Source organism: Candidatus Methylomirabilota bacterium (genome assembly GCA_036005065.1).
GTDB lineage: Bacteria > Methylomirabilota > Methylomirabilia > Rokubacteriales > DASRDR01 > DASYQW01.
This window is the reverse complement of sequence record DASYQW010000054.1, coordinates 1-12,548: the sequence shown is the minus strand read 5'-3', so window position 1 is coordinate 12,548 and position 12,548 is coordinate 1. Positions and strand designations below refer to the sequence as shown.

The 12,548-nt window shown below is 69.1% G+C and carries 8 protein-coding genes; 4 read left to right on the top strand and 4 right to left on the bottom strand.

Features of this window, described 5'->3' with window-relative positions:
• Positions 1-22: 22 nt before the first annotated feature.
• From VGW35_03835 to VGW35_03825, 3 genes are read right to left on the bottom strand one after another with little or no spacing between them, the layout of a single operon-like run.
• Positions 23-757 (bottom strand): sulfite exporter TauE/SafE family protein, encoded by a 735-nt coding sequence (locus VGW35_03835; GenBank protein ID HEV8306773.1) that lies wholly within the window; start codon positions 755-757, stop codon positions 23-25.
• A gap of 34 nt (positions 758-791) precedes the next feature.
• Positions 792-1,760: a 2-hydroxyacid dehydrogenase gene (locus VGW35_03830; GenBank protein HEV8306772.1), complete on the bottom strand. Its 969-nt coding sequence runs from the start codon at positions 1,758-1,760 to the stop codon at positions 792-794.
• Positions 1,761-1,783: 23 nt separating this feature from the next.
• Complete coding sequence (locus VGW35_03825) at positions 1,784-2,557, bottom strand: SDR family oxidoreductase (protein HEV8306771.1); 774 nt, start codon at positions 2,555-2,557, stop codon at positions 1,784-1,786.
• Between the two features lie 284 nt (positions 2,558-2,841).
• On the opposite strand from VGW35_03825, the gene VGW35_03820 reads away from it, so the two are divergent.
• From VGW35_03820 to VGW35_03805, 4 genes are all read left to right on the top strand, one after another.
• On the top strand, positions 2,842-5,358 hold the full coding sequence (locus VGW35_03820; protein HEV8306770.1) for an FAD-dependent oxidoreductase: 2,517 nt from the start codon (positions 2,842-2,844) through the stop codon (positions 5,356-5,358).
• 13 nt (positions 5,359-5,371) lie between these two features.
• Positions 5,372-6,136, top strand: a complete 765-nt coding sequence (locus VGW35_03815) for an electron transfer flavoprotein subunit beta/FixA family protein (protein ID HEV8306769.1) — start codon at positions 5,372-5,374, stop codon at positions 6,134-6,136.
• On the top strand, positions 6,133-7,119 hold the full coding sequence (locus VGW35_03810; GenBank protein HEV8306768.1) for an electron transfer flavoprotein subunit alpha/FixB family protein: 987 nt from the start codon (positions 6,133-6,135) through the stop codon (positions 7,117-7,119). The genes VGW35_03815 and VGW35_03810 overlap by 4 nt, the downstream gene beginning before the upstream one ends.
• Before the next feature lie 125 nt (positions 7,120-7,244).
• Positions 7,245-9,599, top strand: a complete 2,355-nt coding sequence (locus VGW35_03805) for a bilirubin oxidase (GenBank protein ID HEV8306767.1) — start codon at positions 7,245-7,247, stop codon at positions 9,597-9,599.
• A gap of 77 nt (positions 9,600-9,676) precedes the next feature.
• On the opposite strand, the gene VGW35_03800 is transcribed toward VGW35_03805, so the two are convergent.
• Positions 9,677-12,388 (bottom strand): molybdopterin-dependent oxidoreductase, encoded by a 2,712-nt coding sequence (locus tag VGW35_03800; protein HEV8306766.1) that lies wholly within the window; start codon positions 12,386-12,388, stop codon positions 9,677-9,679.
• Positions 12,389-12,548 lie beyond the last annotated feature (160 nt).

Genomic DNA, 12,548 nt, shown 5'->3' with positions numbered 1-12,548 from the left:
GGTTGCCCGTCAAGGGCTGGCCTCAGCGCGGCGGGAACACGAGGAACAGGACGCCCAGCGCCATGATCAGGACCTCGACGAGCGCCACGAAGGCGCGGTCGCTCATCCGATCCAGGATCCGGCGTCCGAGGAAGGCGCCGACGAACATCACCGCGCCGATCGCGAGCCCCAGCCCACCGGTCTCCGACGTGACGAGCGCATAGCGCCCGTACACGAGCGTCTTGGTCAGGTGTACCACCGCGATGCAGGCCGCTTCGGTGCCCACATAGGCACCCCGGCGGAGGCCATAGCCGAGGAAGAACGGCGTGTTGATGGGGCCGATGGCGGCGACCAGCGCCGACAGGAAGCCGGTGACCGCGCCGAGCAGGGGGAAGTGGCGCAGCCGCATCCGGAGGGGCCCTCGCTCGAGCCACCGCCGGAGCGGAACGGAGAGCAGGAGCATGGCCCCCATGAGCCGCGAGAGCCACTCGATCCGGGCGCCCGCGTAGACGACGGAGCCCAGGGCGGCCAGGGGCACGGCGCCGGCCAGGTAAGCGCCGATGACGCGCCAGTCGAGCTCGTGGCGGCTCCACCAGGCCCGCGAGCAATTGCCGATGAGCAGCGCGATCGTGAGCACGGGGACGCTGGCCCGGATCCCGACGGCCCAGACCACCAGCGGGAGCATGGTGAGCCCGGTGCCGAAGCCGACGACGCCGCCGACGATCGCCGTGGGCAGGGCGGCGGCGAGGAGGAACAGCGTGCCGGCGAGGGACGGCATGAACGGTGGGCCGACGGCGGGGGGCGCCGGCCGGTCAGGTCCCGGGGACCTGCTCGAGGGGCGGCTCGCCCTGGGCGAAGCGCCGGATGTTGGCGAAGGCGAAGCGCATCTTCGCGCGGAAGGCGTCGAGCGTGCCGGCCGCGATGTGCGGCGTCAGGACGACGTTGTCGAGCGTCGTCAACGGATGCCCGGGCGGGAGCGGCTCGGGGCTGAAGACGTCGAGCCCGGCCCCCGCGATCCGCCGGGCCCGGAGCGCGGTGACCAGCGCGTCCTGATCGACCACGCCACCCCGGGACACGTTGACGAGGTACGCGGACGGCTTCATGAGGGCGAGCGTCTCCCGGTTGATCAGGTGCCGGGTCTCGTCCGTCAGCGGCACATGACAGCAGACGATGTCGGCCTCCCGGAGGAGTCGGTCCCGCTCGACCAGCTCGACGCCGAACTCGGCCCGCTCGGCCGGCGTCAGCGTGATGTAGGGATCGTGGGCGATGAGGCGCACGTCGAACCCGCGAGCCCGCCGGGCGGTGGCGCGTCCGGTACGCCCGAACCCGATGAGGCCGAGGGTCTTCCCCTCGAGGTCACGCGTCTCGGTGCGGAGACCCCACTGGAGCCAGCGGCCCTCCCGGAGCGCGTCGTGGGCGACCACGACCTTCTTGAGGAGGGCGAGGATCAGGAGGAGGGTGTGCTCGCCGACGCCGGTGGCGGTCCCGGCCGGGCAGAGGCACAGGGGGATCTTCCGGGCCGCCAGCGCCCCCGTGTCGATCCGCTCGTAGCCGACGCCCTGATGCTGGACGAGGCGGAGCCGCGGCGCGCCCTCGAGGTCGGCGGCGGTGAGGGCCCAGTCGGCGATGAGGAGGAACTCCGCCCGGGCGAGCTTGGCGCGCGCCTCCGCGCGATCGTCCGACTCGAGAAGCAGGAGCGCGATCCCGGGCGGCGTCTCCTCCCGCAGGACCGTGTAGAGCTCGGCCGTGGCCCGGTTCCAGTAGAGGACGGTGGACTCCATGGCAGGCGGTCGCGGCGACGACATCAGCGCCGCGCCTTGAGCGGCATCAGGCCGTTGAGGGCGAGGCGGCCCCCGTCCACGTACACCGTGCTGCCGGTCATGTACGAGGACGCGTCGGAGGCCAGGAAGACCGCCACCTCCGCGATCTCCCGCGGGTCGGCCACGCGCTGCATCGGCGTCCGCATGAACACGGCGTCCCGCCACGCCTTCTTCCGGAGCAGGTGTCGGGTGAGGCCGGTCACCACGGTGCCGGGACCGATGGCATTGACGCGGATGCCGTAAGGCGCCAGCGTGATCCCCATGGCCTTGGTGAGCTGGCGGACGCCGCCCTTGGAGGCGCCATAGGCGGCCGACTCGCCGCGCACCACCTCGGCGTTCACCGACGACAGCGTGATGATCACGCCGCGCCGGCGCCTGGCCATCCGCCGGGCCGCGGCCTGGGCGACCAGGAAGGTGCCCTTGAGGTTCACGTCGATCACGCGGTCCCAGGTCTCCTCGCTGAGCTCGAGGAACGGCACGATGGGCTCGACGGCGGCGTTGGTGACGGCGACATCGAGCCGCCGCCATGCCCGGTCGATGACCTGGAAGCCCTCGTTGACGGATCCCGAGTCCGCCACGTCCATCGGGAGGGCCAGGGCGCGCCCGCGCCCGATTCGCCGCGCGGTCGCCGCCGCCGTCTTCGGATCGATGTCGGCGACGGCGACCCGGGCCCCCTCGCGCGCGAACGCGACCGCGATGGCCTCGCCGATGCCACGCCCGGCGCCGGTCACGAGCGCAACCTGATTTCTCAATCGCATCCCTGGGTCTCCTCTTCGGTGTGACGAGGTGAACGCGGGCGGGCCACTCCCGAGCGAGCACGAGGTCCGGTTGGCCCCGCCCAAGTATACTCATCGGCGAGCCGTCCCGCCCGGGCCCGCCGGGATCGCCATCGGGCCGCGTGGCTCGGGCGGCCCTCTGGCGACGCGCGGCGGGATGGTCTATCCTCTGGCAACATGGGTCCCGTCCCCACGTCCGGCGACCTGTCGATCGACCAGCCGGCGGGCGTCCACGCGCACCACGCACCTGGCCACGGAGAGCGTTCATGACCACGCTGCCCGAACGAGCGAATGTCGTCGTGATCGGCGCGGGGATCGTCGGGAACTGCCTGGCGTTCCACCTGGCGCGCCTCGGCTGGAGAGACATCATCCTCCTGGACAAGGGGCCGATGCCGAGCCCGGGCGGGTCGACCGGGCACGCTTCCAACTTCATCTTCCCCGTGGACCACTCCAAGGAGATGACTCTGTTCACGCAGGAGAGCGTTCGCCAGTATCGGGCCCTCGGCGTCTTCACGCAGAGCGGCGGGATCGAGGTCGCCCGGACCCGCGAGCGACTGGACGAGCTCAAGCGCCGGCTCGCCTCGGCCAAGGCCTGGGGAGAAGCGGCCGAGCTGCTCACGCCGGCCGAGGTCAAGGAACGGGTCCCCTTCATCAACGCCAAGATCATCCTGGGCGGCTTCTACTGCTCCGGGGTCGGCGTCGTCGATTCTTTGCGGGCCGGCACGCTGATGCGCGAGCGCGCGCAGGAGCAGGGGGCCCTGAGCGTCTTCCCGAACACCGAGATCGTCGGGATCGACGTGGAGAAGGGCCACGTGCGGGGCGTGCGGACCAGCCGGGGCGCGATCCGCGCCGACGTCGTCGCCATCTGCTGCGGCATCTGGAGCCCGCGGATCGCCCGGATGGCCGGCGCCTCGATTCCGCTGACGCCTGCCGTCCATCAGATGATCGACGTGGGGCCGGTGCCCCTCTTCGTGAAGACGGCGGGGGAGATCGAGTACCCCATCATCCGCGACATGGACACCAACATGTACGAGCGCCAGCACGGGGCCGAGCTGGAAATCGGCTCCTACGCCCACCGGCCGATCCTGGTCGATCCCGACGACATCCCGTCGCTCGAAGCCTCAGCGCTGTCGCCCACCCAGCTTCCCTTCACGAAGGAAGATTTCGACCCGCAGATGGAGCAGGCGCTCGAGCTGATGCCCGACATCCTGGGCGACGAGAGCGTCGGGATCCGCCTCGCCATCAACGGGCTGCTGTCGCTGACGCCGGACGGCTCGCCGGTCCTGGGGGAGGCGCCCGAGGTGCGCGGCGTGTGGGCCGCCGCCGCCATCTGGATCAAGGAGGCGCCCGGCATCGCCCGCACGGTCGCGGAGTGGATGACGAGCGGCGTCCCGGAGATCGATCCGCACAGCTCCGACATCGCCCGGTTCTACGGCCACGCGCGCACCCGGGCCTTCATCCATGCCCGCACCGCGGAAGGCTACAACAAGACCTACGGCATCGTGCACCCGACCGAGCAGTGGAGCTCGTGCCGGAACGTCCGGCTCAGCCCCTTCTACGCCCGCGAGCGGGAGCTCGGGGCCGTGTTCTTCGAGACGGCCGGCTGGGAGCGCCCGCACTGGTACGAGTCGAACCGGAAGCTCCTCGAGGAGTACGGCGAGCGCGCGAGGCCCCGGCCGGCCGAGTGGGACGCACGCTGGTGGTCCCCCATCATCAACGCCGAGCACCTGGCGATGCGCGATCGGGTGGGGATGGTCGACCTCAGCGCCTTCGCCGTGTTCGACGTCGCGGGGGCCGGCGCCCTCGACTACATGCAGTGGATGGTCGTCAACCAGCTCGACGTCCCGGTCGGCCGCGTCGTGTACACGCCGCTCCTCAACGAGCATGGCGGCATGAAGGCGGACCTGACGGTCATGCGGCTCGGGCCCGACCACTTCCGCATCGTCACCGGCGGGGCCCTCGGCATGGTCGACAAGAAGTGGTTCGTCGATCACCTCCCGGCCGATGGGTCGGTCCGGCTGCACGATGCGACATCCGACTGGTGCACGGTCGGCGTGTGGGGGCCCCGGGCCCGCGACCTCCTGCGGGCCGTCACCGATGACGACGTCTCTCACGCGGGCTTCCCGTTCGGGACCTGCCGGACCATCTCGATCGGGCCGATCCGCACCCTGGCGTCGCGGATCTCGTACGTGGGCGAGCTGGGATGGGAGCTGTACGCGCCGATGGAGCAAGGGCAGCGGCTCTGGGACCTCTTGTGGGAGGCGGGGCAGGCGCACGGCGTGGCGCCGGTCGGCATCGGCGTCTACGGCACGACCGGCCGGCTCGAGAAGGGATACCGCGCCTATGGCAACGAGCTCGAGCAGGAGTACAACCTGGTGGAAGCCGGCCTGACCCGACCGACGGTGAAGCCCCAGCCCTTCCTCGGCAAGGAGGCCTACCTCCGGCAGCGGGCCGAGCCACCGGCAGCGGTGCTCTGCACGCTGACGGTGGACAGCCACGTCTCCGCGTCGGGCGTGCCGCGGTACATGCTGGGGCGAGAGCCGATCCTGACCCCCGAGGGCGCACCCCTGGTCGACCGCCGGGGGCGCCGGTCCTACGTGACCAGCGCGGGCGCCGGACCGTCGGTGGGCAAGTACCTCCTCCTCGGCTACCTGCCGCCCGAACACGCGACGGTGGGGGCGCGCCTGGCCGTCGAGTATTTCGGCGAGCGCTACCCGGTCACCGTCGCCGTCGTGGGCAGCACGCCCCTCTTCGACCCCGAGAACACGCGGATGAAGCAGTGAGCGGCCGGCGACGATGAACGTGCTGGTGTGCGTGAAGCGCGTCCCGGCGGTGGCCGGGAAGATCATGCTGACCGCGGACGCGCAGGAGATCGACACCCGCTACCTCGGCTTCACCATCAGCCCGCACGAGGAATGCGCCGTGGAAGAGGCCGTCCGCCTCGTCGCCGCCCACGGCGGCAGCGGTGTCGTCCTGACGCTGGGCCCCCCGGCGGCCACCGAGCAGCTCCGCGATGCCATGGCGCTCGGCCTCGACCGCGCGGTGCTGCTGGAAACGGACGGCCGTGAGTGGGACCCCATGGCGACGGCGGCGGCCATCGTGGACGCCGTCCGGGCGGAGCGCGCGGCCGGCGTCGAATACGACCTCCTGCTCTTCGGCAACGAGGCGGCGGACACCGGCGACTACCAGGTCGGCATCCGCGTGGCGCACGCCCTGGACCGGCCGTGCGTCACCGGGGTCAAGGCGCTGGAGGTGCGGGACGGTCGCGTCGTCGCCAAGCGCGAGGCCTCCGGGGGCTGGGAGATCTTCGAGGTCGCGCTCCCGGCCGTCCTGACCGTCAAGGAAGGTCTCAACCTTCCCCGCTACCCCTCGCTCCCCGGACGGCTCCGGGCCAAGAAGAAGGCGATCGAGCAGATCGCGCCGCAGAGGAGCGGGGGAGGGCTCGAGAAGGCGCGGCTCAAGCCCCCGAAGGAGCGGGGCGGGCAGGTGGAGATCCTCGGCCGGGGCCCCGAAGCCGCGGCCCGGGCCGTCGAGATCTTCCGCGCGCTGGGGGTCCTGTGATCCTCGGTGTCGCGGAACACGAGCGCGGGCGCCTCAACGAGCGCTCGCTGGAGGTGCTCACGCTCGGGCGGCGGCTCGCTCACCGCCTGGGCCTGCCTCTTCACGCCGTGCTCGTGGGCGCGGACGCCGAGCCGCTCGTGGCCCGCCTGGCGCCGTACGGGGTGGCCGTCGCGCACCTGGTCCAGCACGAGCGCCTCGACGAGTATGCGCCGGCGGCCTGGGCCCAGGGCCTCGTCGGGATCATCGAGGCCGAGCGCCCGCAGGCGGTCCTGGCGGCCGGCACCGATCGCGGCAACGAGGTGATGGCGCACGTGGCGGCGAGGATGGCCTTGCCGATGGCCGCCAACTGCACGGAAGTCGAGCCCGGCGAGCGCTACCGCGTCACGCGCCTCCGCTGGGGCGGCAGCCTGCTGGAGGAGTCGTGGCTCGGCGGGACGGTCAAGCTCCTGACCGTCGCCCCCCAGGCGGTGCCGGCCGAAGAGGCGCCCGTCCTCGCTCCCGCCGCGGTCAAGCCCGTCACACCCGCCCTCGCCGAGGGGGACCTCCGGGTCCGCGTGACGGCGCGGATCGAGGCCACCCGCGGCGGGATCTCGCTGACGGACGCGCGCGTCGTGGTCAGCGGGGGCCGCGGCGTCGGCAGCCCCGAGGGGTTCAAGGCGCTCGAGGAGCTGGCGAGCCTCCTGCGGGGCGCGGTCGGCTGCTCGCGGGTGGTCACCAGCCAGGGCTGGCGTCCGCACGCGGACCAGGTCGGCCAGACCGGAACGCGGGTCGCGCCCGAGCTCTACATCGCGTGCGGCATCAGCGGGGCCATCCAGCACCTGGTCGGCTGCAAGGGCGCCAAGCGCATCCTCGCCATCAACACCGACCCGGAGGCGCCGATGGTCGCCCGCGCCGACTACGCGATCATCGGCGACCTGCACGCCATCATCCCGGCCCTGAACGCCGAGATCCGGAAGGCGAACGCCGATCAGCCGCCGAGATAGGTCCGGACCACGGCGTCGTCGCGGCTGAGCTCCGCTGGCGTGCCGCTGAGCCGGACCCTCCGAGAATGCGGAACCGGAAATCCGCGATACAGAGCATACAGGCTGACTGGAATGGAGGCCAATTCATGACGGTTCGGAGAAGCTGGTGGCGTCCAGGGCTCGTGGGAGCTTCGGCCTTGTTGTTCGCCGCCATCGTGTCCAGTGCCTTCGCAAGCAAATTGATACCTCAGACGCCGCTGGACGCCAGTACGGTGCCCCAGTTCGTAGATGACTTGCCGGATTTTTCCGTCCTCGGTAGGGTCACCGGGGATCAGCCGTATCGAGTGAGGTTTGAGGAGTTCCAGCAGAAGATCCTGCCCGATTCGTTCTACGCCAAGCTTCCTGCTCCTTTCTCTGCGGGCACGATGGTGTTCGGCTATGGGATCGACCAGTCAGATAGTCATTATCCTCCATCGCCAGCCAAAGGACTCTACCCCGGCTATACCGTGGTCGTGACGAGGGGTCGCCAAACCGTCGTGGACTACCGAAACCATCTCTATCCGGCCCCCGATGCGCCGGCGCCATTCACGAACCCGCTGGGTCCGAGCCTTCAGAATTTCCTCACCGGAGACATGAGCCTTCATTGGGCCAACCCTCTTTCGGCACCGATGAAGGTCAACGGGCAGGGAAACCCCCAACCCTTTCGGGGCCCTCAGCCGGCCGTAACTCATCTGCATGGCGCTGAGACCCCCTCGGCATTCGACGGAGGACCGGACCAGTGGTGGACCCCGGGAGGCGAAGGGGCTTTGGCAGACCGGCCGGACAAAGGGCGCAGAGGATCAGGCTTTGTCAGCAACGTCTATCAATATCCGAACACCCAGGAACCCGCCACCTTGTGGTTCCACGACCACACCCTGGGCGGCACACGCTTGAACGTCTTTGCCAGCTTGGCCGCGTTCTACTTCATCCGGGGTAATGGCGACGACGGAGTGCCGGGAAAAGGGAAGCTGCCCACAGGGCGCCAGGAAGTCGAGCTCGTCATCCAGGATCGCCAGTTCGACACCAATGGTCAGTTGTTATTCCCGGATGGATACCCATCCGGTCTCGACGGTCCGCTCCAGGACGCGAACGTTCATCCCTATTGGATGCCAGAGTTCTTCGGTGACGTCATCGTCGTCAACGGCAAGAGCTGGCCAAAGCTAAACGTGAACGCCAGGCGCTACCGCTTCCGGCTCCTGAATGGCGCGAATACCCGCTTCTTCAACCTTCAATTCTGTGTGGAGACCTTCGACCTGGTGAGGCCACCGCAGAGCGCGTGCGCAGACAATGAAATCAATGTGCCATTTCATGTGATCAGCACCGACGGCGGCTTGCTCGACGCTCCGGTGCGGGTCGACCGCCTACTCTTCTCACCGGCTGAGCGCTACGACATCATCGTGGACTTCGCTCGATTCAGGGGCAAAAAGATCACCGTTCGCAATGATGCCGTGACACCGTATCCGAGCGCCTTCGCAAAGTTCATCCCCGGGCTGCACGACAGGGTCATACAATTCGTGGTTGGAGAGACCGGGGGGGCCGATGACAGTTACGACCCGAACGGCGGCCGGCCCCTGCGCGGCCCTGGGAGCACGGTGGCCCCGAGCTTGGGGAAGATCGTGCGTCTTCCTGGCACAAAGGGAGGTCTGCCCCTCGGCTCTCCCATCGTGGATGGGACCAAGGTTCAGGCCTATCGGCAGTTGACCCTCAACCCGACCTTCGGTTCGGGCGGTTGTCATTTTCCCCCGAAATCGGCGACAGACCCCATCCTCGAGCTCCTGCTGAACAACAGCAAGTATCACGGTCTCAGACCGGACGCGAAGACTCCCGTTTCAGACGCCGCCGAGGTCGCTGGCAACTGGCAGACGGAATTCCCACAGCTGGGATCTACCGAGATCTGGGACCTCATCGACTTGAGCAATGACAACCATCCAATCCACATACATCTGGTGCAGTTTCAGGCCATCGAGCGGATTCCCTTCGACTTGGTGGCGTACGGCGCGGCGTACGATGCCGCCTTCCCAGGCGGCCGTTGTATCGTCGGGTATGGCCCACCACGGGCGTATGACACTCGCAACAAAGCCGGGGCTATTGGCGGCAACCCGGATGTTACGAAATTCTTTCTCACCCCCCAGCCGCAGACCGACGGCTTGACTGGACCGGCGAGACCCGAGGAAGCTGGCTGGAAAGATACCGTCATCGCGTCGACAGGCCACGTGACGCGCGTCGCCGTCCGCTTTGCGCCGCAGCATCTGCAGGCGTCCTCCAAAGGAACCGCCATCAACTACACTGGCCGGAACCATTTTGGGTTTGACCCCACCGATCCCAATCCGTCACACATAGGAAAGGGCGGCTATCCGGGTGGTCCCGGTTACGTCTGGCATTGCCACATCATCGACCACGAAGACAACGAGATGATGCGGCCGTGGATGCCCAGCAAAGCGGCCGGCAACCGTTATCGGTAAGCGCGGACTCAGCGCGATAGCGACAGGCGGGCTGCCTCTTGGCAGCCCGGGCGAATCCAACGGCGCTTAAGCGTGGATCAGGAGGGCCTGTCCGGAGCTCCACCGAGCCTGTCGAAGATCCGCTCGGGAGACAGTGGGAGATCCACAAACCGCACGCCGGTGGCGTTCGCCACCGCGTTGGCAATGGCGGGCGCCACGGGATTGATCGCGCACTCCCCCTGTGACTTGGCGCCGAGCGGCCCGATCGTGTCGTGCGTGTCGGCGAAGTAGACCTCGCTGCGCGGCACGTCGGCGAAGGCTGGGATGCGGTAGTTGCGCAGCGACGCATTCACCATCGCGCCGCGCTCGTCGTACACCATCTTCTCGTAGAGCGCCCACCCGAAGCCCATGGCGATCGCGCCGTCGATCTGACCGCGACACTGCATTGGGTTGATCAAGCGACCGATGTCCGCCGCGTGTACGCTGTGCAGAACGTCGACCTGGCCGGTGATGCGGTGAACCGCGACGCGGACGCCGTGGGCGTTGAAGGCGACAGTGCGCGGCGACAGATAGGCTTTGCGTCTGAGCTCGAAGCGATGTCCGGCGCGCGTGCCGGCCTCGTGAAGGTCGGAGAGCGAGATCCGCCGCGTACCGCAGACGACGGCCTCGGCCTCGAGGCGGCAGGCGGACGGCGCCATCCCGGTGTGACGACCGGCGAAGGCCAGGATGTTGTCCCGCAGGGCCGCGGCGGCCAGGGCGACCGCCTGCCCAGCAACGACGGTGCCCGTGCTCGCGAAGGTGCCCGTGTCGTAGGGAGTGAGATCGGTGTCGGCGTTGATGATCGCGATGCGATCGGCCCGGCAGCCGAGGACGGACGCGGCGATCTGGCGGTGCGAGGTCACCGATCCGTTGCCCATCTCCGTGGAGCCGACGGCAACGTGATAGCTGCCGTCGGGCCGAAGCGTCATCTCGGCGCCCGAGCGATGTTCGGTGGGCGGGCCGGAATCCAGCATGGCGAGCGCGACCCCTGTGCCCTCCACCCAGTCGTCGCCGTCCGGCTTGGGCAATCCCCGCCCGCTGGCCAGGGCTTTCTCGACGAGGTCCAGGCACTGGTCGAGGCCGTAGCTGCCGAACTCGATGTCCGACGGCTCCTTCCAGATGGACTCCATCATGTCGCCGGGGTGGATCATGTTCTTGCGGCGGATCTCGAACGGATCCATCTCCAGGAGCTGGGCCAGCTCGTCCATGGCGGATTCGATGGCGAAGGTCGTCTGCGAGGAGCCATAGCCGCGGAAGCCGCCGGCCGGCACCATGTTGGTGTAGACCGCGTAGCCGTCGGCCTTCTTGTTCGGGCAGCGGTACACGACCAGCGGATTGCCCAGGGCCGCCGCCAGCGTCTCGCCGGCGTGGCCGCCGTAGGCGCCGGTGTTCGACACCACGCGCACCTGCATCGCGGTCAGGGTGCCGTCGCGTTTGGCGCCGACCTTGACGTCGATGGTCATGGGGTGGCGCGTGGTCGCGCCGATGAACTGCTCCTCCCGGGTGAACTCCCACATCACGGGCCGACCCAGCTTCAGCGTGGCGAGGACGCAGAGATCCTCGGAGATCATCTCCTGCTTGCCGCCGAACCCGCCGCCCACCCGCTCGGTGAAGACGTGGACGTTGCGCGGAAACAGACCGAACAGGTAGCAGAGCTTCTGCTTGGTGATGAAGGGCGCCTGAGAGCTGGTCCGGACGTGCAGTCGTCCGTCCTCGGCCTTCCAGGCGATGGTGCCGTGCGTCTCCAGATGCACGTGCTGGACCCGCGAAGTCGAGTAGGTCCGCTCGTGAACGGCGTCCGCCGCCTTGAAGCCGGCATCGACACTGCCGATCTCGCCGTGGATGTCGACGTAGATGTTGCCTCTCGCCTCGCCGTCCTTGTCGTGCAGGATCGGCGCGCCCGGCTCCATCGCCTGCTCCGGGTCGAAGACCGCGGGCAGCGGCTCGTACGCCACCTCGAGTGCCCGGCACCCGGCCTCCGCGGCGGCGACCGTCTCGGCGACGACGGCGGCGACCCGCTGGCCGACGAACCGGACGGTGTCGTCGAGGACGTAGGTGTCGTCGGGATCCACGAGGTGCTCCTCGTGCGTCGCCGTGCTGTAAAGCCGCCGGGGCACATCCTCCCAGGTGAAGACGGCGACGACGCCGGGGACGGCCAGGGCCTTGTCGCGGTCGATGCGCACGATGCGGGCGTGCGCGTGCGGCGAGCGCACCACCTTGAGATGGAGCGTTCCCCCCATGGCGACGTCCAAGGTGTAACGAGCCTGGCCGGTGACGATCGCCTTGCCGAAGGGGTTGTTGAGACTCGCGCCGCAGACCTTGCCGGCGACGTCGTCCTCCGTGGACACGATGCCGCGGATGGCGTCGTCAACGGCGTGATACCCCGTGCACCGGCAGAGGCTCCCTTTCAGCGCGCGAGGCAGGTCGGCTCGGGCCGCGTCGTCGAGCGACGCCGCCGTCATGATCATGCCGGCCGAGCAGAAGCCGCACTGGAAGGCCTGGGCGTCGAGAAACGCCTGCTGCATGGGATGGAGCTTTCCGCCCTGGGCGAGTCCCTCGATTGTCGTGACCTGGCGACCGCCCGCGCGAAACGCCGGCATGAGGCAGCTGTGGACGGGCGCGCCATCGACCCAGACCGTGCACGCCCCGCAGTCCCCCGCGTCGCAGCCCTTCTTGACGCCGAAGAATCCGCGCTCGCGCAGGAAGGTCCGCAGGCACTGGCCGGCCCGGGGTTCGGCGGAGATCTTTTTGCCGTTGACGACGTAGCTCATTTCGCGGCTCCCGCGAGCTCGGCGCGGATTTGCTCGGCGTAGTAGTACGTGACACGACGCCGGTAGGCCGGGGACCCGTGGACGTCGGCGAAGTAGCCGCCGCTGGGGATCGTGGCGTCGAGGGCGCGGCGCAGGTCGTCGGCCGACGGCAGGCGATCGA